The sequence below is a fragment of the Nostoc sp. genome, assembly GCF_036917435.1.
Taxonomy (GTDB): domain Bacteria; phylum Cyanobacteriota; class Cyanobacteriia; order Cyanobacteriales; family Nostocaceae; genus Nostoc.
Genome location: NZ_JBALDM010000031.1, coordinates 1 through 23,170 on the forward strand (window position 1 = coordinate 1; position 23,170 = coordinate 23,170).

Annotated in this window: 17 protein-coding genes and 1 pseudogene; 9 read left to right on the forward strand and 9 right to left on the reverse strand. The window is 40.0% G+C overall.

Annotated features, from left to right (window positions below; genetic code table 11):
• From V7K98_RS12990 to V7K98_RS13005, 4 genes are all read right to left on the reverse strand, one after another.
• Positions 1-693: tetratricopeptide repeat protein (locus V7K98_RS12990; RefSeq protein WP_335022341.1), on the reverse strand; the 693-nt coding region annotated here is incomplete at its 3' end.
• Complete coding sequence (locus V7K98_RS12995) at positions 687-2,135, reverse strand: NB-ARC domain-containing protein (RefSeq protein ID WP_335022343.1); 1,449 nt, start codon at positions 2,133-2,135, stop codon at positions 687-689. The genes V7K98_RS12990 and V7K98_RS12995, both read right to left, overlap by 7 nt.
• Positions 2,136-2,437: 302 nt before the next feature.
• Positions 2,438-3,613, reverse strand: a complete 1,176-nt coding sequence (locus V7K98_RS13000; protein WP_335022345.1) for a hypothetical protein — start codon at positions 3,611-3,613, stop codon at positions 2,438-2,440.
• A 140-nt stretch (positions 3,614-3,753) separates the two neighbouring features.
• Positions 3,754-4,167 (reverse strand): hypothetical protein, encoded by a 414-nt coding sequence (locus V7K98_RS13005; protein ID WP_335022347.1) that lies wholly within the window; start codon positions 4,165-4,167, stop codon positions 3,754-3,756.
• Positions 4,168-4,420: 253 nt separating this feature from the next.
• On the opposite strand from V7K98_RS13005, the gene V7K98_RS13010 reads away from it, so the two are divergent.
• From V7K98_RS13010 to aroC, 3 genes are all read left to right on the forward strand, one after another.
• The gene (locus V7K98_RS13010; RefSeq protein WP_335022349.1) at positions 4,421-4,987 is read left to right on the forward strand and encodes a PadR family transcriptional regulator; all 567 of its coding nucleotides are present in this window, start codon (positions 4,421-4,423) and stop codon (positions 4,985-4,987) included.
• Position 4,988: 1 nt separating this feature from the next.
• Positions 4,989-6,371, forward strand: a complete 1,383-nt coding sequence (locus V7K98_RS13015; RefSeq protein ID WP_335022351.1) for a carotenoid oxygenase family protein — start codon at positions 4,989-4,991, stop codon at positions 6,369-6,371.
• A 222-nt stretch (positions 6,372-6,593) separates the two neighbouring features.
• The gene (gene aroC / locus V7K98_RS13020; RefSeq protein ID WP_335022352.1) at positions 6,594-7,682 is read left to right on the forward strand and encodes a chorismate synthase; all 1,089 of its coding nucleotides are present in this window, start codon (positions 6,594-6,596) and stop codon (positions 7,680-7,682) included.
• An 87-nt stretch (positions 7,683-7,769) separates the two neighbouring features.
• Here aroC and V7K98_RS13025 read toward each other — a convergent pair whose 3' ends face one another.
• On the reverse strand, positions 7,770-8,066 hold the full coding sequence (locus V7K98_RS13025) for a DUF3288 family protein (RefSeq protein ID WP_335022354.1): 297 nt from the start codon (positions 8,064-8,066) through the stop codon (positions 7,770-7,772).
• A gap of 339 nt (positions 8,067-8,405) precedes the next feature.
• Between V7K98_RS13025 and V7K98_RS13030 the strand changes: the two genes are divergently transcribed.
• The gene (locus V7K98_RS13030) at positions 8,406-10,859 is read left to right on the forward strand and encodes an ATP-dependent Clp protease ATP-binding subunit (protein WP_335022356.1); all 2,454 of its coding nucleotides are present in this window, start codon (positions 8,406-8,408) and stop codon (positions 10,857-10,859) included.
• Between the two features lie 349 nt (positions 10,860-11,208).
• Here the strand turns inward: V7K98_RS13030 and V7K98_RS13035 are convergent, their stop codons facing one another.
• The 3 genes from V7K98_RS13035 to V7K98_RS13045 form a co-directional block, all read right to left on the reverse strand.
• The gene (locus V7K98_RS13035) at positions 11,209-12,303 is read right to left on the reverse strand and encodes an AI-2E family transporter (RefSeq protein ID WP_335022358.1); all 1,095 of its coding nucleotides are present in this window, start codon (positions 12,301-12,303) and stop codon (positions 11,209-11,211) included.
• Positions 12,304-12,414: 111 nt separating this feature from the next.
• Positions 12,415-13,848 (reverse strand): bifunctional orotidine-5'-phosphate decarboxylase/orotate phosphoribosyltransferase, encoded by a 1,434-nt coding sequence (locus tag V7K98_RS13040; RefSeq protein ID WP_335022360.1) that lies wholly within the window; start codon positions 13,846-13,848, stop codon positions 12,415-12,417.
• A gap of 27 nt (positions 13,849-13,875) precedes the next feature.
• Positions 13,876-14,469, reverse strand: coding sequence for a cytochrome b/b6 domain-containing protein (locus V7K98_RS13045; protein WP_335022362.1), 594 nt, complete (start codon positions 14,467-14,469; stop codon positions 13,876-13,878).
• 352 nt (positions 14,470-14,821) lie between these two features.
• On the opposite strand from V7K98_RS13045, the gene V7K98_RS13050 reads away from it, so the two are divergent.
• The 5 genes and pseudogenes from V7K98_RS13050 (at position 14,822) to V7K98_RS13070 (ending at position 20,293) form a co-directional block, all read left to right on the forward strand.
• Complete coding sequence (locus tag V7K98_RS13050; RefSeq protein ID WP_335022364.1) at positions 14,822-16,276, forward strand: carotenoid oxygenase family protein; 1,455 nt, start codon at positions 14,822-14,824, stop codon at positions 16,274-16,276.
• Positions 16,277-16,358: 82 nt separating this feature from the next.
• Positions 16,359-16,541, forward strand: a pseudogene (locus tag V7K98_RS13055) (Uma2 family endonuclease); the annotation flags it as partial.
• Between the two features lie 356 nt (positions 16,542-16,897).
• On the forward strand, positions 16,898-17,548 hold the full coding sequence (locus tag V7K98_RS13060; protein ID WP_335022366.1) for a response regulator transcription factor: 651 nt from the start codon (positions 16,898-16,900) through the stop codon (positions 17,546-17,548).
• Between the two features lie 46 nt (positions 17,549-17,594).
• Complete coding sequence (locus tag V7K98_RS13065) at positions 17,595-19,502, forward strand: sensor histidine kinase (RefSeq protein WP_335022368.1); 1,908 nt, start codon at positions 17,595-17,597, stop codon at positions 19,500-19,502.
• Between the two features lie 53 nt (positions 19,503-19,555).
• Positions 19,556-20,293, forward strand: coding sequence for a DUF928 domain-containing protein (locus V7K98_RS13070; RefSeq protein WP_335022370.1), 738 nt, complete (start codon positions 19,556-19,558; stop codon positions 20,291-20,293).
• A gap of 155 nt (positions 20,294-20,448) precedes the next feature.
• Here V7K98_RS13070 and V7K98_RS13075 read toward each other — a convergent pair whose 3' ends face one another.
• Positions 20,449-23,100 (reverse strand): CHAT domain-containing tetratricopeptide repeat protein, encoded by a 2,652-nt coding sequence (locus V7K98_RS13075; RefSeq protein ID WP_335022372.1) that lies wholly within the window; start codon positions 23,098-23,100, stop codon positions 20,449-20,451.
• Between the last annotated feature and the right edge of the window lie 70 nt (positions 23,101-23,170).

Consider the following 23,170-nt stretch of genomic DNA (forward strand, 5'->3'; position numbering starts at 1 on the left):
AGCTTCGATGTACAAAGGTTCGGCATCGCTATACCTTCCCTGTGATTTGTAGAGTCCTGCCAAATTGTTCAGGCTAGTTGCCACATCTGGGTGTTCATCCCCAAAACGTTTTCTAGTAACTGATAAACTTTGTTCGTACCAAGGTAAAGCTTGCGCGTAGGCTCCTTGACCTTGGTAAAATCTAGCCAAGCCTAAAAAAGGCCAGATTAAATCATCATCACTTAACCAAGCTTGGTAAACTGTAGCAGTTCCGGCAAGGTGAGGGATGACAAGAGTTGCTTGAGCAATTTCTATCAATGTGGGTGTCTGAGGAATATCCTGTGCTAAAGCTACCATTGCTTGACAAAAGCCGCGTTTGAGTTCATCAGCTTCCGCTAACTCTTCTAACTTCTGCTGCAATAATTCTCGAATGCGATCGTGAACTTGGTAAGTGTCTTCTGCCAATTCTTGCAGCAAATAACGCTCAACTAAAATAGTGCAGTTAGCTTTGAGGTCAAATTCTAAATGGCTAGCACTTGCTGCTGATTCAACCATTGACCAGGGGATAGGAGCCAAAGCAAACAAACTCAATAGACTTGCCAATTTTTGTGCTTCTGATTCCAAGCTTTGCCAATTCAACTCAAAAGCTGCTGCTATGCCAGACTCGCCTGCTGATGCTTGCTTTTGTAGCTGTGCAAGTATGTCTGCTAGCATAATACTCCTCCTCCGTTTTGACTATGCCCCGCTATTTGGTAGAGTGCAATGGGTAAATAACCGACTAATTTGCAAATTTTTCTTGCTGTCTCTTTTTCCTGTTGAACATATTCATCCCCCAATAGTTTTGCTAATAATTCTAAAGCTGCATCTTCTGATAATCCACCTAATGGCATTGGGGTATATGGTAACTCTCTATTTAGACGAGTCGTAATTAACACCTTAAACCGAGAACCTTTGAGTGGTAGGTATGGTTGAATTTGTTTCCAGTCTTTAACATCATCAAATATTAATAAAACTTTGCCAGCTTGCCAGTTCTTCCAGCAATATAAAACTTTACCTATTGCATCTAATTGCTCAGGAGGATTGAAGTTAGAGAAATGAATCATTCCAAAGTTGATTAACTGGGTTCCTAAATCAGTTGCTTGGGGATTTAACCAACAACACCCGCCAGAATAATCTTCCAAATATTGCCATGAGTATTGAATAGCTAACTCTGTTTTACCCACGCCACCTTGTCCAGTCACATCGCTAATAGCTACAACATCATTTACTTGCAATAGCTGACGCAAATGTTCTAATTGCTCATCCCTCCCAACAAACTTACGAGCTTGACTCTGTTGGATATTATGCGGGATATCAAACGGGTTGAAATGAGATTTTTCAATATCTCCATCCCAACTGCGGGAATAAAAATAAGTCGGCAGTTGTTTTTTATCTAAACTAATAAATCGCTGCTTAACTGCCTCAGTAACTCCCTTCATATCCGGCGGGAAATTCCCATTAGCTTCAGCGAAAGCCTCTCTCACCGCTTGAGAAAAGTATCCTGTTTTATTTTCAGAATTTACCTCAGCTTTTTCTCCTTCCCGCGTAGCCAGTAACACAAATTGTTGACTATCTTTATGTGGCTGTCCACTCAAAAAAGCTTTGCCACCTAAATTAGTTGGTCTTCCCTTCGACTCTAAAACATAATTGGCACAGGCATCAATAATACAAATATGATTCCGAATATGAAATTTATCGGAACCCAACAAAACTAATAAAGAATTCAAATCTAAATTCTGCCAATTCTGTTTATTTGCATCAGCACAAAGCAACCGACGCTCTCGTTCTGAGGTAATCAAACCATGTCCCGCCCAAAAAATGTAGAGTAAATCCCCCGACTTTGGGGATAAAAAGTTAGTCACAATGTCGGAGATATTTTGCTCAGTTGCAAACTCTACAGTTAACCCACATTCCCCAATTAACTGATGATTTTCTACCAGCGCTGATAAACATAACCGAATATTCTCTTTCGGTACACCGCGCCGATGCAGCCAATGAGCAAATTTCAGCGCGTCATCGGCTGGCCCCCCACCCGTCACATTCCAAGTAGATTCGTGGTACTTTTCAATACCCACAATTAACCCAAAAGTCCGCTCAGGTTTAGCCATCAACTGCATGATGACCTAGCCTCTCACATTATGGGGAAAATGACCTAACCCTCTAACTCCCTTCTTTACTACTAGGCAAGGAGGAAAATTTAAAGCCTCTCTCTTTGTAGAGGCTAGGGTGTACACACAACTCTGAAGTCGTTTACTAATATGGTTTTTACCCCACCCTAACCCTCCCCTTGTAAAGGGGAGGGAACTAGATTTCCGGCTTCCCCCCTTTACAAGGGGGGATTGAGGGGGGTAACTCGAATTGTCTGTACACCTTAGCCTTATTGGAGAGAGGTTTTCTAGATACCGTAAAAAATAAAACATTATGGCAACCTCGAAATAATCGCCTCCCAGGTTTTAGCATTTGTCCAATAAGCACCGTGAGAACGGGGAAATGGTTGTCTGCTATCCACTCGCACATCCTGCACTCTATCAGGGAAAATATTCTTACCAACGTAACTGAGAAAATCCCGTAAATCGTAGATATTCAACCATTCCGGGAAATGCTCTGGTAATAACTGTCCATATTCTAAGCTGTGGAGGGCATTAATCTCATATAAAAATGGTGCTTGGGAACCAACTGTTACCAATAATTCCACTTGAGATAACTGCTGCTGCACTAGCAAATCTACACAAGCGATACCTCCCAAACTATGGGCGATTAAAACTACTGGCGGTTCTGCTTGGGCAATTTGTTGCTGGATAAACGCCCTAATTTTTTCACCTCGCGCCTGATACAACAAAATATCACCAGGCATAGGCGAAATTTTATCAGTTAACTCATGGCGGTTTCCTCTAACATAATTCGTTCCGCCGTGCTGTAGTAGTCCATAAAGTGGCTTTAATAACCAGCTACCAAATCCTAACTCCGCCTCTGTCAAAGCCAGAGTCAGCAATTCCACAACGTTATCGCGCAATTGGGCATCGGTGAGGATGGGGGGAAATTTTTCTTGTTGTTCGCTAATAAACATTGTTTGAGCTACAACTGCTCTAGCTATTGGTGCATAATATTCACTCAAGTCAGATTCAGAAACTGTGAGCAATGCCTGATGATACGGTTCGCTAAGAGTCACAGCCTCTCGTGCTTCGGCAAATATCTCTGCAATTTCCGCCTCTTGCAACTTAGCTTCTAGTTGAGATGTCGGCGTGAAACTCGCTACACGAGATTGTAAAATATCCCCTGAATCTTCCCCAAAAGCATTTCCTGACTCAATGGGTTTCAAAGATAACAGCCGCAATTCATACAAAGGATCGCGGTATAATTTTTCCCATAATATAATATCTGCATCTTCTTCTGGCTGAGATAAAGCCAGTGTCGCATCCTCTAAGGGTACTGATGCCCGATTTTCATTGAACTTTGCACCCAATGCACCCCAAAGGCAGGGAGCAACTTTGATGTCAGGACGTTGAGCGTGAATTTTTTGCTCAATTATCTCAAAAGTTTCGTTATATTCTCGTTCTCTAATGCCAGTGCCATGTACAAATATTACAGTGGTCATTGTTATTATAAATGGGCTATGCCTACGCAAAGCTGGTCTTCTATATTATTCATGACCACGTTATCTGATACAAGAAAACTTATGCCGATAGCCTGTGAAATTGCTCTAGAACTTGGGGTTTAAGCCCCAAGTCTTGGTCTTTAAACCTTAGTCGTGAGAAATCTTGATATTTCCGCATGTGCCAACACAGCAGCAGGTTCGCTCTGGAGAGCATTGTAATATTTTCTCTCGAAGGTGTTACCCGTTTCTAACGGTACAATCAGCGTGCGGACATCAGCAATTAACTTTTCAAAATCTTCCATTGCGATCGGTTCGTCAGCTTGGAGCATTTCATCAACTTGCACAACCATCTCGGAAATCCGATGTAGCCAAGCAAATTGTTCATGAGCGATAACTAGCTGAAGAAGTTCTCCACTTGATACTCGTCCACTAACCTGTTCGTAGGCAATACGTTCTGTGTCGAGCAACATTTTGTGCAGATGAAGCAATTTGTTGCGTAAATCACGCAGATATTGATGTTGACGTATTCTTTCTGAAAGTGTGTTAGAAGTCAATGTTACCCATCCTTTCGTTACAATAATAGTGTTTTACTAATTCGTAATTCGTAATTAAAGTTTTAATTCTGCATCTGTGCAAACAGCATTGTTAACTATCTGCTTAAGCTCGGTTGCTGAATTCGGTTTCCTTGTTAAGGAGCATTCATTACATTATAACTGTTGTATCTTATATTGGATTAATCATATAATAGCATAAACTTATAAGAAGTACATCTATTGAGGAAATGTCAATTATGGGAAAACTGCCTTAATGTCCCTAGCATACATAATTCTAGGTTTTCTTCAGCAGCAAGAAATGACGGGCTACGACCTCAAAACAAGCTGCTTCGATGAATGTATTGCCCATTTGTGGCCAGCAGATCAGGCACAAATTTATAGAACTCTTGATAAGCTAGTTGAGCAAGGCTGGATTACCTGTACAATCGAGATTCAACGCGATCGCCCCAACCGTAAAGTCTATAGTGTAACGGAGCCAGGAAAAGCCGAATTTGCCCGATGGCTTGAGACTCATCAGCCCTTACCGACTATCCGAGAACCTCTGCTGCTCCAGTTGCATTTTGCAGAGCAGTTGCCGAATGAAACCATTATTCATCTACTAGAGCAGCAATTGGCGGCTCGAATCAAAAAGCTTGCTGAGTGTGAAATCATTGATTTGCCATTACTTGATGATGAGTCTGCCAACCGTGAGCAAGTAATGCAAAGACTGGTGCTGGAGTTAGCGATCCGAAGAGAACAGACTTATATTGATTGGTTGAAGATAGCAATAAATGTTATCAGTAAACAAAAGCCATGTACATCACATTATCAGATTTTATAAAATGGCAACAATAGCAGTTAATCCTTATCTCGATCGCAATTTTGCTCCAATCCGTGAAGAAATCACCACCGACAAACTGCTAGTCATCGGTGAATTACCCCTTGATTTGTCGGGGATGTTTGTACGGAATGGCCCTAACCCTCAATGGACACCCATCGGTCAATATCACTGGTTCGACGGAGATGGGATGTTGCATGGTGTACAAATTAGCAACGGCGTAGCCATTTATCGCAACCGTTACATCCAGACAGCCGGATGGAAAAAAGAACGAGAAGCAGGTAAGGCTTTGTGGACAGGATTGTTAGAACCACGACGAATAGATAATCCTCACGGCCCCCGCAAAAACACCGCCAACACCGCCTTAGTTTGGCACGCTGGTCAGATGTTGGCATTGAACGAGGGAGGTAAACCTCACGCTATCAAGCTTCCTGAATTAGAAACTATTGGCGAATATACTTACAATGATAAGCTGATTTCTGCCTTCACAGCCCATCCCAAGGTAGACCCAGTTACAGGCGAGATGATCTTCTTTGGCTACTCTCTGTTTACACCACCATACGTCCAATATAGTGTAGTTTCGGCACAAGGCGAACTGTTGCGGACAGTGCCAATCGAACTGGCCATAGGGGTGATGATGCACGATTTCGCCATCACTGAAAACTACACAATTTTCATGGATTTGCCTTTGACTTTTAGCGTCGAGCGATCGCAACGGCAAGAACCCGTTATGATGTTTGAGCGCGATCGCCCCAGTCGTTTTGGCATTGTACCACGTCACGGTGACAACAGTAATATCCGATGGTTTGAGACTCCTGCTTGCTACGTCTTCCATACCCTCAACGCTTACGAAGACGGCGACGAAGTAGTACTGATTGCCTGTCGCATGAGTTCTACCACTGTTTTGGGTGCTGATGATTCGCAACCCGACTCAGAAGGAGATATCCCCCGCTTATATCGTTGGAGATTTAACCTCAATACGGGGACAGTGCGTGAGGAGATGCTAGACGATGTAGCTTCAGAATTTCCCCGCGTCAACGAAAATCTATTGGGGCGACAAACTCGATATGGCTACACCAACAAAATGGCCAATAGTCCCCTACCATTATTTGAAGGGATCATTAAGTACGACTTCAGTAGTGGAAAGTCCCAAACCCACCTATTCGGACAGGGGCGCTATGGTGGTGAAGCTGTATTTGCGCCGCGTCCTGGTGCAATTACTGAAGATGATGGCTGGCTTGTGACTTTCGTCCACGATGAAAACTCAAACACTTCAGAATTAGTAGTGGTTAATGCCCAAGATGTGACTGCTAAACCTGTAGCACGAGTCATAATTCCTCAACGAGTGCCTTATGGATTTCATGGTACTTGGGTTGCTGAAGAATAGGATGAAGAGTGCTGAGTAAAAAGTGCTGAGTCAGTAAAAGGGACTGGGGATTACCCGGATTTATCACAAGTGAGAAAAAATCATTGACGTAAGCAAAATTTAGAGAATTGAAAAAGTCTACACTATCTAAGTAGCTAATAATACTCCCTCTTGATAGGGAGTATTTAGCATCAATTAACCCGCTAAAGTGAATACATAAGCCTCACTTTTTTCCTAAAAATCATGGGCAATATTTTTGGTCATCTATTTCGTATCAGTACTTTTGGTGAATCTCACGGTGGTGGTGTGGGGGTTGTGATTGATGGTTGTCCTCCACAACTAGAAATTTCGGCAGAAGAAATTCAAGTAGAACTAGATAGAAGGCGGCCAGGACAAAGTAAAATTACCACCCCTCGCAAAGAAGCGGATACTTGTGAGATTCTCTCAGGGGTATTTGAAGGCAAAACGATGGGAACGCCTATCACAATTTTGGTACGTAATCAAGACACTCGTTCCCAAGATTACGACGAGATGGTACAAAAGTATCGGCCTTCTCATGCGGATGCAACTTATGATGCAAAATATGGCATTCGCAATTGGCAAGGTGGAGGTAGGTCGTCAGCGCGTGAGACAATTGGGAGAGTAGCAGCAGGTGCGATCGCTAAAAAAATTCTTCGTCAAGTCGCCAATGTCGAAATTATTGCTTATGTTAAGCGCATTAAAGACTTGGAAGGTATAGTTGATCCTAATACTGTCACCTTAGAACAGGTAGAAAGCAATATCGTTCGCTGTCCTGATGCTGAATGTGGCGATCGCATGATTGAATTAATTGAGCAAACAGGTAGAGAAGGCGATTCTATCGGCGGTGTCGTAGAATGTGTGGCGCGAAATGTGCCAAAAGGTTTAGGCGAACCAGTATTTGATAAATTAGAAGCTGATATCGCTAAAGGTGTCATGTCCCTGCCTGCTAGCAAAGGCTTTGAAATTGGTTCCGGTTTTGCGGGAACGCTGCTAACTGGAATTGAGCATAACGACGAATTTTATATTGACTCAAATGGTGAAATTCGTACAGTAACAAACCGTTCTGGCGGTATTCAAGGCGGAATTTCCAATGGAGAAAATATCATTTTGCGAGTTGCATTTAAGCCGACAGCAACAATTAGAAAAGAGCAGAAAACTGTAACTCGTGAGGGCGAAGAAACCTTATTAGCAGCAAAAGGACGACACGATCCTTGTGTATTACCCCGTGCAGTTCCAATGGTTGAAGCAATGGTGGCCTTGGTACTGTGCGATCATGTGTTACGGCATCATGGGCAGTGTAAAGTCTTGTAGGCTATATCTGGACTGAGTTTGGAGTTTGGAGTTTCGAGTTGGAAGTGCAAGGGAATAATTAATGCCCAATGCCCAATGCCCAATGCCCTAATTCCAATCCTGTTCATCTTTTTTACCGCGACTTTTGTAAATACCCCCTAAATCGTGGATTTGGCGAGTTTTCTCAAAAAGCTCGGCTTCAGTCAAACCCCACTGTTGCAAGACTTTATCTAGGTCTTTTTGAATATCTCTCGCCCCTGGAAAGCCTTGATAACGCATTCGCAGTCTGGCTAATTCTGCTAAGTTATAGTCTGTCGCCTCTTGAGCGAGTAAGATATCAATAAGGGGGCGATCGCGGTTATAAAGAGGATGTTGTTGGTCTTTCCCAACCCTTGGTTCAGTCATTGTGAGTCCTGAGTGTTGAATGCTGTTAGCGGACAGCTATGGTTTAGCCCATCCTAAGTTTCAAGTTTACCTAAGAGAAGGGGGCAGAACAGAGACAAGAAAATTGTCAAATTCTGAAAAATTAACTCTCAACTTTGCAACTCTTTACTTCCTCCACTCAGCACTCATCACTCATCACTCTTAGTAGACGGCTAGTACACCTGATGTCTTACGGCTCTCACCACTGCCACTTAACTTTAAATAAAGTTACATTAGTCCTTAAGAAAATACAAAAAACTTTAGATGAGGGTGAAATTTATCTCACCCAAAGTCCAAGCAGCGAGGGAGCAAGAACCCATTATGTTTGAACACTTCACTTCCGAAGCCATTAGAGTAATTATGTTAGCTCAGGAAGAAGCACGTCGCCTGGGACACAATTTCGTAGGAACTGAACAAATTCTCCTGGGTTTGATGGGAGAAGGAACTGGGGTTGCTGCTAAAGTGCTGGCCGAGTTAGGCGTTACCCTCAAAGACGCACGTCGTGAGGTAGAAAAAATTATTGGTAGGGGTTCTGGCTTTGTACCACCAGAAATTCCTTTCACTCCCAAGGTGAAAAGCCTCTTCGAGCAATCTTTTAAAGAAGCTCATAGTCTGGGACAGAATTACATCAACACTGAACACTTACTCTTAGGCTTAACCGAGGCTGGTGAAGGTGTCGCCGCCAAAGTCCTGCAAAATCTAGGGGTTGACTTCAAGAGTGTCCGCAGTGCCATAGTTCGCCGTTTGGGTGAAAATGCGCCGGCTTTTGCTGGCAGTGGTGGTCAAAAGCGCACCCAACCGCTAACGATGGAAGAATATGGCAGAAATTTGACCAAATTAGCGCAAGAAGGCAGACTTGACCCTGTAGTTGGTCGTGAGAAGGAGATTGAGCGGGCTATCCAAATTCTCGGTCGCCGCACCAAGAATAACCCGGTGTTGATTGGTGAACCAGGAGTTGGTAAAACTGCGATCGCAGAAGGTCTAGCTCAACGTATTATTAACCAAGATGTTCCCGAAACCCTACAGGGTAAGCAAGTTATCAGCCTCGATATGGGGTCATTGGTAGCTGGAACTCGTTTCCGTGGCGATTTTGAAGAACGCATCAAAAAAGTCGTGGAAGAAGTTCGCACTGTGGGCAACATCATTTTGGTAATTGACGAAATTCACACCTTAGTCGGTGCTGGTGGTACAGAAGGTGGTTTGGATGCAGCCAACATCCTCAAACCTGCCTTAGCACGGGGTGAACTCCAGTGCATCGGCGCAACTACCCTTGATGAATATCGGAAGCACATCGAGCGCGATGCCGCCCTAGAGCGTCGTTTCCAACCAATTATGGTTGGCGAACCCTCTGTAGAGGAAACCGTACAAATTCTCTACGGCTTGCGCGGCGCTTACGAACAGCACCACAAAGTCACAATTTTGGATGCGGCCCTTGTCGCAGCAGCAGAATTATCAGACCGCTATATTAGCGATCGCTTCTTGCCCGATAAGGCAATAGACTTAATTGATGAAGCTGGTTCTCGCGTTCGTCTGCGGAACTCTCAAAATTCTCCTAATAAAGAACTCAAGCGTGAACTCGCTGGCGTTACCAAAGAAAAGGAAGCAGCAATCAGAGTCCAAGATTTTGACAAAGCTGTAACCCTGCGCGACCAAGAATTAAAACTCGCAGAACAACTGCAAGCAACGCTTACACCAAACGAGCAACCTGTCAACTGTACTGTAGTTGACGAAGAAGACATCGCTCAAATCGTTGCCTCTTGGACTGGTGTACCAGTCAACAAGCTGACTGAATCTGAGTCAGAATTGCTTCTCCATCTAGAAGACACTCTGCATCAACGGCTCATCGGTCAAGAGCAAGCAGTCTCTGCTGTATCTCGCGGTATCCGTCGCGCCCGCGTCGGCTTGAAAAATCCCAATCGTCCCATTGCTAGCTTTATCTTCTCTGGCCCTACCGGAGTCGGTAAAACAGAATTGGCGAAGGCACTAGCTTCTTACTTCTTCGGTGCGGAAGACTCAATGATTCGGCTGGATATGTCCGAATACATGGAAAGCCACACAGTCGCCAAGCTAATTGGTTCGCCTCCTGGTTATGTCGGATACGACGAAGGCGGACAACTTACAGAAGCCGTGCGGCGGAAACCCTACACAGTGTTGCTATTCGACGAAATCGAAAAAGCACACCCCGATGTATTCAATATGCTGCTGCAAATCTTGGATGACGGTCATCTTACCGATGCCAAAGGTCGGAAAGTGGACTTCAAGAACACGCTGATCATTTTGACTTCTAACATCGGTTCCAAGGTGATTGAAAAAGGTGGTAGTGGTTTAGGCTTTGATTTCGACACTCAAGCCGACGCTAGTTATAACCGCATCCGCACCTTAGTAAATGAGGAATTGAAAGCTTACTTCCGTCCTGAATTCCTGAACCGTCTTGATGAAATTATCGTCTTCACCCAGCTTTCTAGGGATGAAGTGAAGCAAATCGCTGAGATTATGCTTCGTGAAGTTTCTAAACGCTTGACAGAAAAGGGAATTATTCTTGAAGTTAGCGATCGCTTCAAAGAACTTGTAGTACAAGAAGGCTATAACCCCAGTTATGGCGCTAGGCCATTACGTCGGGCAATTATGCGCCTTTTAGAAGATTCTCTTGCTGAAGCAATGCTATCTGGACAAATTACAGATGGAGACACAGCGTTTATCGATGTTGACGATGACTCTAAAGTGAGAGTACAAAAATCAGAAAAACGAGAATTGCTCTTGGCAAATGTTAGCTAATTTTATACCCAATCCCTTTTTGTTGTAATGTAATATTTGAGTAGTACTTTAACCTCTTCTCTAAGTAGAGGCATAAAGCAGGGGCATCTGCAACAAACATAAAGTGAAATGGTATTATTTCTCACCCCTAGTAGAAATACTGGGGGTTTTTTTATGCAATTTTATTTTTAGTGGGTAATACCCAGTTACCCACAGGTGTTTATAATGAGTTTAGGATATAGCAGCAATATAAGAACCCCACCCCCAACCCCCTCTCCGCAAGCGAGGAAGGGGCTATGATGTAACTCATGTGATTAAGAAACGCTATAGCAGTAGATATGGCATCTTAACTGTTATAAATAACTTATTTCTATACTGATTCCTCTGGCAATAATTCTGATGCTACTTCACTATCAACTACCTTCTCAGAATCACCAGACTTAGAAAAACCATCTGCTGCATCTTTGATAAAACCAGCTACAGGTACCGCGATTAGCAAACCCAAGACTCCACCGACATTGGTTCCTACAAGTAAAGCAATTAACACCCAGATTGGTCTAAGTCCAGTAAATCTGCCTAAAAGCCGTGGTGCGATCGCCTGATCGATTAACTGATCAATGACAACAGCTACCGCAAGAACCTTCACTGCTAGCCAAAAGTCATGTGTGGCTATTATAAAAGTGATTACAACAAGACTGATAACATCGCCAAAGGGAATTAAACTCAAAAGCCCAACTCCCAAACCAAAGAGTAAAGCAAACTCAACTCTAAAAGCTAAAAACAATAATGTTATTGAAACACCCATTAGCAAAGCCAAAGTTCCCTGACCAATCAAGTAATTTTGGAAGTTTTGCTGAATAGACTGGCTTACCTGTTGGGCAAAATTACCTGGTAACTTCTTAAATATCCCTTCCCAAATTCTTGGGCCATCTAACAAGAGATAAAAAGTCAATACTACTATGATTAATGCATCAGAAACACTATCAATCGTATCTATAATAATGCTTAAAAGTTTATCGGAAACAAACTCTAATTCATTGGGTAATTGGTCAGTAATTCGTGTTAATAGCTGACTTAAGTTCACATTTACTTTATGCCTAGAAAACCAATCATTTAAAATCTGAAGTTTTTCTTCACTAGAATCAATCCATTGAGGAAGGACTTTCATCATCTCATTAAATTGCTCTAAAACAATGGGAAGCAAAGTGATACCAAAAGCAACGATAATTATCAATGCTGATATAAAAACTAATGCTACTGCATACCCACGTTTGACTCCTCGCTTTTGGAGAATGGCAACAGGGTAATTTAAAACGAATGCAAGCAAAGTAGCTAAGAAAAGAATTGTGACGACAGGTTGAAAATTTTTAACAAGCAAAATTCCTAGCCAACCATTAAGAAACACTAGAGGAAATAGCAGCGTAAAAATTAACCATTTAAGTAGTTGATTGAGTGAAAAATTCATAATTAATTTAAAAATCAAAATTATTCTAGTTACTAGATTCAACCTGGGAATTAAATATACTCAATAGCAAGCAAATGAGAAAAATCTTCCCAAATTCACAATTCCCAATTATTAACTTTCAGCAAAAGCTAAAAATTGCTCCTCATTTATTCGCCCTGCTTGATACAGAGTATTAGTAATTTCCGAGATAGTTAAAACTGCATGACTGCGATAACCATTTTGCTGCAACCTATCTTTTACACCCTGTTCATGGTCGATCAATACCACAATATCATTAACTTTTAATCCTGCTGATTCCAACTTCCCTGCCCCTTCCATAACACTTTTACCACTGATGAGAATATCGTCAACCACTACAACTGTTTCACCAGGATGAAAGTTACCCTCAATAACTCTCCGCGTTCCGTGGGCTTTTACCTCTTTTCTAGGGAAAATCATCGGACAATGAAGACGCAAAGCTAAACCAGTCGCAGTAGGCAAAGAACCATAAGGAATACCTGCTAACCTATCAAAATTAAGATTCTTCAAAATATCCTCATAAGCAGTGAGAACTTGATTAAAAACTTGGGGATTGGAAATAATTTTACGTAAATCGATGTAATAAGGAAATATTGCTCCTGATGCTTGAATAAAGCTGCCAAACATAATGCAGTCAATATCATAAAGTTGTAAAATTAAATCCTGGTAGGGATGCTGATTTAGGAAACAAACATCAGGAAACCACACAGAACATGTAGAATTTTCGTGAATAATTTCAGTTTTTAGTTGATTAATTTCTGCCCGTAGAGACTGGACTTCCTCAGATAGTTGTGTGTTGCCCAACATATCTTGAGGAACAGGAATTAGTAAACCATCACCATTAGCGTTCAAACCTGATTCTAAAATTTGTCTCAGGTTTCCACCCTTCGCCCAGATGCTACGCACCATAATAATTCTTTCTGGTGCGATCGCTCGAATAAGTGCTAAAACTTCAGGATTGGTAGTTCCCACTTCCAAACCCAATTGTTCTGGAGTTCCCCAGGTTTTTGATTCTTTTACCACCTGTAAATAAAGGGGTGACTCGTTTGTAGGATATTGCTGTAGAGCTTCTGCACCTGGATTAGAAGTACAGCATAAGATAAATACCGCTTTCTCAGGATAGACCAAAAAAGGTGCTACATGATCTTGTCCTGTGTAGGGACTAAGAGTGATTGCATCCAAGTGCCATTGTGTAAACACAGTTTGGGCAAAAATGCTACTAGTATTTAAGTCACCGTGTTTGGCATCTAAAATAACTGGTATGTGCGCTGGAATAGCTGCTAAAGTTTTGTACAGCAGTTCTAAACCAGGAATACCTAACGCTTCGTAAAAGCCAAGTGTCGGTTTATAAGCACAAACGTAATCAGAAGTTTCAGTAATAATGAATTGTAACCACTTCTCCAAACCAGCGATGAGTTCTTCCGATTCATAACGCACAGGCATCATCTCTGGATTTGGATCGAGTCCTACAAATAGCAAGCTTTGATTTTGTAAGATATTTCCATTCAATTTATCAAAAAAGTTCATATTTTTTGTTTAAAAAAAGATTATTTATCAAAACATTGATTCTGTTAATTCAGTACCACCAGCTTTTTGCCCTAATTGATAGTGAATCACTACAAATAAGATAACCATCGGTACTGAGGCAAAGTGAACTATTCGCAATGCTTGCCAATTGCCAAACAAATCCACAATCCAAGGAAATCGAGCAGGTTTATACATTCCTATTCCTGTAAATAACGCCAGCAGCAAGATAGGAATAATTGCTGTATACGCAATCCGATGCCAAGCATAAATTAGGCGCTTGGAATTGTGGCTTTTTTGTAATGCTTTGAAGTCATTACCACCGACAAACCGATGTCGCCAGCGCCGGGTAATTAAAATGTAAATTCCATACCATAAGAGATTTAGCGAGAATAGCCACATTGCTGCAAAATGCCAGTGTCTACCCCCTGCAAGCCAACCTCCTAAAGTAAATATCGGAGGAATGTGCAAACCTGTACGTCCACCAAATACAGGGTTGGCGTTATAAATTTGTAGTCCACTGGTGAGCATGATAAACAGACTGATGATGTTACACCAGTGGAAAATTCTGGCTGCGATCGCTTGAGTTGGAGGCTTTCGAGTTTGAGAGGGGGTCAAATTCATAGATTTTGACTGATAAAATTTGCTGTTTATCTGTCTTGGGTAAATAACCAAACAAGTTTGCGGGTGGGTATTACTCACCTTTACTTTTTCATCCCATGATTCAGTATTTTGACATTGATGGTCTACATCTGCTGTTTTAACTATCAGTTTAGATAGGCTGAAGCGTTTTTCATGGGTTCAACCATTGCAGGAGTCGCCGATCGTTAGTACGATGCCTACGGCGGGCTATGAGTCCAACGATCGAGTCAGAAAACTTTTTCTCTCTCGACAATTAATCCACCCTGCTTCCCTATTAGCATTGGGGAGTAATAGTTAAAATCGTCTCTCGTAAATTTCTTAAACAACACTTGACATGCATATTATTAATAAAAAGTCAACAACAAAAGCGTGGGCAGGTGCGATACCTTTGGTGAGCTTCGCTAACGCAGAACCAGCAAAAGAATTTCCATCTACGCAATTGCAAACGATCTCTGGCAAAATCCCAGATGGCTTGCGTGGCACTCTTTACCGCAATGGCCCCGGACGGCTAGAACGCGGTGGCATTGAGATGGGACACTGGTTTGATGGAGATGGGGCAATTCTGGCGATAAATTTTACCGATGCAGTTGCAACTGGAGTTTATCGCTATGTGCAAACCTCTGGCTATCAAGAAGAAGCCGCAGCAGGTAAACTACTCTACGGCAATTATGGAATGACTGCACCAGGGCCAATTTGGAATCAATGGCAAAAGCCCATCAAGAACGCTGCCAACACTTCAGTATTAGCACTTCCAGATAAACTTTTGGCACTGTGGGAAGGTGGTAAACCCCATGCCCTCGATTTACAAACTTTAGAAACTTTAGGCGAAGATGACTTAGGAGGATTAACTAAAGGATTAAACTATTCGGCGCATTACAAGCGTGACAAGCAAACAGGAGAGATTTTTAACTTTGGCATTAGTCCTAGAAAAAATGCGACGCTGAATATTTACAAAAGCGATTCCACTGGGCGGATAATCCAACAAGCTGCATACCCATTAGATGGTATACCATTCGTGCATGATTTCGTTTTAGCAGGACAGTATCTTGTATTTTTCATTCCGCCAGTGCGGTTAAATGTCTTACCCTTGCTAATAGGGATAAACAACTACAGTGATTCTCTCAAGTGGCAACCTCAATTAGGAACTCAGATTTTAGTTATCGATCGGGAAACTTTATCTGTGGTGAGTCGTGGAGAAACCGAACCTTGGTTCCAATGGCATTTTGCTAATGGTTATGTTGATGATAGCGGTTTAGTGATTGTAGATGTTGCCCGTTATGAAGATTTTCAAACTAACCAATATCTCAAGGAAGTCGCAACAGGTAAGACTCACACCCCAGCTAAAAGCACACTAACGCGAGTTTATTTACATCCTCAAACTGGCAAAGTTACATCAATTCAGCAACTATTAAACGGACATTGTGAATTTCCGACTGTACCACAGCAAAACGTGGGGCAAGCTTCTCGGTACACATATATGTCAACATCCCGTTCAGGAACAGATATTAGCCAAGAAATATTAAATGCGATCGCTCGTTTCGACTACAATACCGAAACCTTTACCGAAGCAGACTTGGGAGAGAACCGTTATCCTTCAGAACCCATCCACGCCCAAGACACTCAAAACCCTGAGCAAAGTTGGGTGCTAACCGTTGTCTACGATGGTAATTCTCATCGTAGCGAAGTTTGGGTATTTGATAGCGATCGCTTAGATGCCGAACCCGTTTGCAAACTAGGATTACCCAGCGTCATACCCCACGGTTTCCACGGCACTTGGAACCCAGCCTAGTAAACCTTTTGAGTAAAACGGATAGCATTGATTAGACATATCTAGTCAATGTCAAATCAAAAATCCTAAAGAGCCTTGTCAGATGCAATTACAAGAAAAATGCGACTACTCTCTCACAGAATACCTAGAATTAGAAGTCATTTCCGAGTGTCGTCATGAATATATAGATGGTCAAATTATACCTATGACAGGTGAAACACCAAATCATAACCAAATAGCTGGAAATTTTTATGCAACCCTCAATTTTGCATTGAAACGACAACCTTTGACTTGTATATAAGATTGCAGAAAACTGTATTGCATTTTGACAGATGTGTTGCAAAAATTGCAATAGCACACTAAAAATAGTCAACCAATTTTAGATTTATTCTGCCTACTAAAGGCGGCAGATAAACCATAAAAAAATACCTGGTGATTTATAATCGCCACAATGCAAACAAAACCCGCCTACGCGGACTTGGTTTGTATAAATCTAAACTTCCTTTTTTAGTGCAAGGAGGGGGAACACTACCATTGCACAAGATGAATTATCTAAGTGTCTACAAATATTAAAGATATGGTTAAAAATCATTTTGTGTTGATAATTTATGAGAAGTTAATATTTATCTACAATTACCAGTAATGAAAATCCTACTTATTGATGACCATCAATTAATTTTAACTGGAACCTTTAATTTACTCCAACAACAATATCCCCAAGCAGATATTGTCAAGGTAAAAACAGTATGCGAGGCGCTAGAAGAGATTGCTACTTCTTCCTTTGACCTAATTTTCATGGATTTATCGATACCTGAAAAAACAGGTGTTACAGCCCAAATTGATACAGGTATCAACTTACTTCAACAGTTACTTCAGAAATATCCCCAGCAAAACTTTTTGGTGCAAAGTAGTTATGTAAAGGCATTAGTTAGGATAAAATACGAGATTGATGAACATCAAGGTGGATTTGCGATCGCTGATAAAGGATTATCAGAACAGGAAATGTTAACTCGTGTCTATATAGCAATCCAAGGTGCAACCCACACACAAGACATCAAAAATGGTTTGGAACTAAAGCCAGAGTGGTTAGATGTTTTAAAATTGGCATTTGAAGAAGGATTAACAGATAAACTAATATCCGAACGGATGTTTAGGTCTGAACGTGCAGTGCGTACATACTGGACAAAAATTCAAGATGTTCTCGAACTTTATGCAGAAGATTGTAAAAAAGAGGGGAAAAATATTCGGATTCAAACAGAGATTCGCGCTAGAAAAGAAGGATTAATTGATTAGTTATTCACGATCGAGTATGGGATTTTAAACAAAATGTCAGATGCTTATGGTATGGATTAATTGGAGAAGAATTCAGGCTGAAATCAAAATTTTGCTCCTAGCGTCACTTCCAGGAACAGGATTTTTGATAATCATAGTAACTGCAAGGTTATGTGGTTTATTACAAAATTATGAATTGATGATGCTGGACACATTTTTACGTTTACGTCCTCTAGAAGCAACCGACGATAAAGTTGTAATTATTGGCATTAATGAAGAAGATATCCGCAGTGTAGGAAGCTATCCAATTCCAGATAGAGAAATTGCTACACTAATTAAAAAAATCCAAAAGTATAAACCTACTGCGATTGGTCTTGATATAGTTCGAGACTTACCTGTTGAACCTGGCAATCGAGAATTAATTCAGGTATTCCATGACTATAAAAATCTAATTGGTATTGAAAAAATATTACCTCCAGATCCAATTTTAGCACCGCCACAACTACCAGCAGAGCAAATAGGTTTTTCTGACATAGTAGTAGATAAAGATAGTAAATATCGTCGCTACCTACTTTTAACACCATCACCTCAAAACCCCAAATATCCTCAACAAGACAAATATTCTTTTGGACTTCAATTAGCACAAGCTTATTTATCTGCCAAAAATATTAATATTGAAAATGGGATAATTGACCAAGCGGCAATCAGATTTAAAACCACAGAACTCCCTCGTTTTTTATCAAATTCTGGAGGATATGTCAAAGAAAATGCTACCGGATTAAAGATGTTAATAAATTTCCGCAATAGTAACAAACCATTTAATATTCTATCTTTAAATGATATTATAAATGATAATTTTAATCCCAACTTACTACAAAATAAGATAGTTTTGATTGGTATTGTTGCTAGCAGTACTACCGATTTCGTAAATACTTCTGCAATTGCTCATCAAAAGATTCCGGGACAAATCTATGGAGTAGAATTTCATGCTCATGCTTGTTCCCAGATAATTAATGCAGTGATTAACGGACGACCATTATTAAAAGTTTGGTCGGACAAGTGGGAATATTTATGGATAATAGTTTGGGGTTGTTATCCAATAATTCTTTTTTGGATCACACAATCTTTATGGAAGAATTTATTAGCTGTAGTTGTAGTAGCTTTTGCCTTATTTGGTGTTGGTTACTTACTTATTTTATGCGGTTGGTGGATTCCCATAGCACCGAGTTTATTGACCTTAACAGTAAATGGGTTAGGGTTGAGTGGATTCGCATTCGCTTTATATCAAAACAACCAAGTATTTAAAATTAAGATGAACGAACGTCAACATACAATTGAATTTGCATTTACTGTGATTCATAATGGGCCTTTACAAACTTTAGCAAACGTCTTGAGACAGATGCAGGCTAAAGACTGGTCACACGAGGAATTAAGATCGCAGTTAGAAAAACTTAACTATGAAATTCGAGAAATTGGCGAATATTTAAAGCTAGAAGCTTTATCTCAAGATGAAAGTCTCCGTTTAGGTAGCGGATTAAAAATTGACTTAAAATGCCCGATCCATGAACTTTTTTATGTAGTATACTCTAGTACGTTAGAACGATCGGATTTAGAATATTTAAAAAATATCAAAATCAAAATCCGTACATTTGAACCAGTAGATGAGAAGTATTTAAGCATTCAGCATAAACAGGAACTTTGTTTATTTCTGGAAGAAGCTTTATGTAATGTAGGTAAACATGCTAAAGGTGTGAAATGTATTGAAGCTATTGGGAAGAAAGACAATGATTCCTATACTCTTAAGATTCAAGATAATGGAACTGGGCTAATTTCATATTTAGAAAGCAAAGGGACAAAACAACTTAAAAATATCGCCAGAAACTTGGGTGGTGATTTTAAACGTGAAACTCTTTCTCCTAAAGGAACTATATGTCAAATAACTTGGAAATTAGCAAATAGTAAGAGTAGTAGTTAAGGTTTAATACAAAAATTAAATATTTTTTTATAAGGAAGAACATGAGATATCAAATGTTAGCGTCGATTAGGCAACTTATCAATATTAGATTCGTAACTAGTTCTATTTTGGGCTTATTATGGTTTTTAACACCAGTTGCGATCGCTGATTTTAAGCAAAGCGATCGCAAACCTGCAAGCGACTACACCAGAAGCGGAGGTAGTAGAGGATGTCCCAGCTTAGGTAATGAAATTCCACTGACATTACTTGCACCTAAAACATATATTGGATATACAGCTTCTACACATCCTACTTTTGCAGGTTATCTATCTAGTTCTCAGGAAATAGAATTCCAAATTTTTGAGTTTGTTTCAAACAAAAATGTCAGATCATTAAATGATCCCATTAAACAACAAACTGCACCAGGTATTTTTCAGGTGTCTTACCCTGAAAGCTATCCAAAACTAACTCCAGGTAAAAAATATGTTTGGCAAATAGCAATCAGTTGTCCAGGAGGTGATTTAGTAGAAAGATCAGAATTTATAGTTGTCCAAATGCCATCTACACTCAAAAATAAATTATCTACTACAACGAATAGTTTACAAAAAGCAAATACTTACGCAGCAGCAGGTTTCTGGTATGAAGCTTTAGCTGAAGCTTTAAAGTCAGCCAAACCTGAAAAATTGGGACAGGTAGGTTCAAACCTTGTACAAGAGTTTGCCAAATATGAGTCACCAAGACTCAAAGATAGCGAAGAACTAGTGAAAAAACGAATACAACATTTACAAACCATTGCAAATCAACAAAGGTGATATACAGCCTTTTTCAGGTAAATGAAGTATGCAGGTAGGGGCACAGCAGTGCTGTGCCCTTAAGATCATCTACACCTCACCAAGTCACAATCTGCTGTAGTAATCTATACCAATTTATATCCCCGACTTCTTAAAGAAGTCGGGGATATTTTAATTTATAGCCAATTTCCAATGATAATAAACGGTGCCCAGTAATAAGGGTGATTATATTGGATATCAATCCCCGTTTCCTTTGTATTAATAAGTTTCAATTGGGCAGCTTGCAATGCTTGTGCTTTACTAATTCCCGATTCCCGTAACTTACTATAAAACTCTGCCACCAAATCTGCTGTAGATTCGTCCCCCACAGACCATAGTGAAGCCATTGCACTTTTAGCACCAGCTTGCAATGCTACACCCGCCAACCCTAACGTTGACCGATCATCGCCAACTGCTGTTTGACAAGCAGTTAGTGCTAATAATTCAACTAAGTTAGAACTCTTACCAGTTTGACGCAGCAAACTTTCTAGCTGATTAATTGTGAGTTTGTCATTATTACCTGTGATCAAGAATGTATCTTGTGGAATAATGCCAAATTGTGCATGAGTTGCAACGTGAATAATTGGATAGGATTTATCTTGAATTTCTTTTTCTAAATTCTTGATGGTAAAATCCTCATTTTCCAGCTTTTTGCTATTAGGAAATTGTTGTTTAATAGCCTTCATTTCTGAGCTAACACTCGTCAATTGCTCAAATAACTGATCGTCAATTTTTGCTTCATGACTCACAGCTAATACTAAAGCTCGACTTGATTGCATATTGACTTTTTGTGCTGAAGTCAATTGTAAACTAGGAGTAGTAGCGATCGCATATTTTTGGATCAGATATTTATGGTCATTTTTATCGTAAAGTGCAGCCATAGGCACATTACGCAAAAAGCTATCTTGGATAAATACTAAAGTTTTAATCTTATTAGAGCTTAAGTATTCATCAAACGGACGAATAATTAATTCATAAAGATTTGCTGCATATTTTGGATCGTAATTAATATCGCGTTTTCCCCGAATTAATCCAGTATAAAAGTTTGTAATTTCTTGCCGAAGAGTTTTTTCATTTTGATCTATCCATTTCAAATGTCTTTCTTGATTAGGTAAAATTAAGATAACTCCAGTCTTATCTTCTAGAACAATTGAGCTAATAAATGCAGTATCTTTTTCTACAACATCAGTGACATTTTTATTATTAATTGCTGTTAAGATACAATCATTACCAAAGTAATTTTGAATTTCTGCTAAACGGAGTGAATTTATAGTAGTTAATGCAGCATTTAAAACTGGACTACTAAGTTGCTTATTACTGGGACTGCTTGATGAAGCTAACTCTAATTGAAGCTGTGCTAGCTGGCGATATACAGGCTCAATAACATCCCGAAAATCAAATTGAAAATCGCGATCTGCAATCAGAATATCACTGCGTAGTTGTTCTAAAATATTGTATGCCCGTTCATAAAAAGGAAGTGATTCAGGACTCTTTTCCTGCTTCTCTAAAATTCTTCCTGCTTGCCATTCCCATAAATATAAACTATCTTTAGCTTTTAACTTTTGGTCTGCTAACCAAATTGCCTTACTAGTTAATTTCCAAGCTGATTGATATTCATGGTGACACTCATAAAAATGGCCTAGCGCTCCTAAAGCATAAGACTCAGAACGCGAGTCTTGCAGTGCTTGGGAAATTGTTACAGCTTTGTTAAATAATTTCTTTACTTGTGCTTCTGGTAGTTTTGGCTTTGCCAAACATTGAGTTAATGGTGAAGTTGATTCATCATCAACGGCAGACAAATTTGCTAAATCGATTGCTGCATATACTTTGTTAACAGAATCTGGTAGTTTATCCAGCAGTTCCAAAGCTTGTTGAATATTGATATCAACCTTAGCTGGCTCAATAACATTTATTTCTCTGGAGCGATAAAGAAGCTTAATGAGATTGAGAATACTTCGCATTTCTCCAGATTTATTATCTTGTTCATGAGCTTCTTTAAGACTTAACTGAAAATATTCTAGTGCCTGTTGATAGTCATTTTTGGCATTTATTTGAAACTTACTTACTTGAGAGATATTCTGCTTTTTAGCCGACTTGACACGAAGATTCCAAAGTTGGGCGCGACTGGCGTGGGCATTACCTAAACTATTTAATATTGCAAAATCGTATATTTTATTATCAATATTTTTGGCATCTTCAAAATATTTAATTGCTATATCATAATTACCCCTAAGACGGTAAGCTTCCCCAAGACTTCCTAATGCTGCAATTTTTCCTTCTTTATCCTGTTGTTCGTCAGCTATTTGTAATGCACTTCCTTGCTGACATACTAGTTTTTCGATATTTTTGGCATTAGAGGGATCGCATAAAAAACCAATTGCTTTTTTTGTCTGTCCTAAGCTACTATAAGCTTGTGCTATCTCTGTCAAGATTCGCCCTATTTTTTGCGAGTCTTTTTGGGCACGATAGGAAGCGATTACTTTTTCCCAATAGCTAAGTGCTGCTTCAGTCTGACCTAATTGTTGATACGCTCTTGCTAAATTTTCATTAGCGATCGCCACATTAACATTATTATCATTATTACTGTTTTGATATAGTTTCAAAGCCGATTGCCAAGATTGAATAGCATCCTGAAAGTTTCCATTTTTGTAACTTTCAACACCTTGATTAACTAATGTAACAGTATTAGGAGTTTGAGCATTGACTAACTTTCCTATAGTTGCTTGTAGAGTTGTCAAATGCACATCACCTAACCACAAACAGACTATCAAACTGCTAGCAAATAGCATTTTGAATAAATAACGAGTAATTAATTTATAAATTTTATTTAACACGCGGTAAGTAAAGATTACTAAGTAA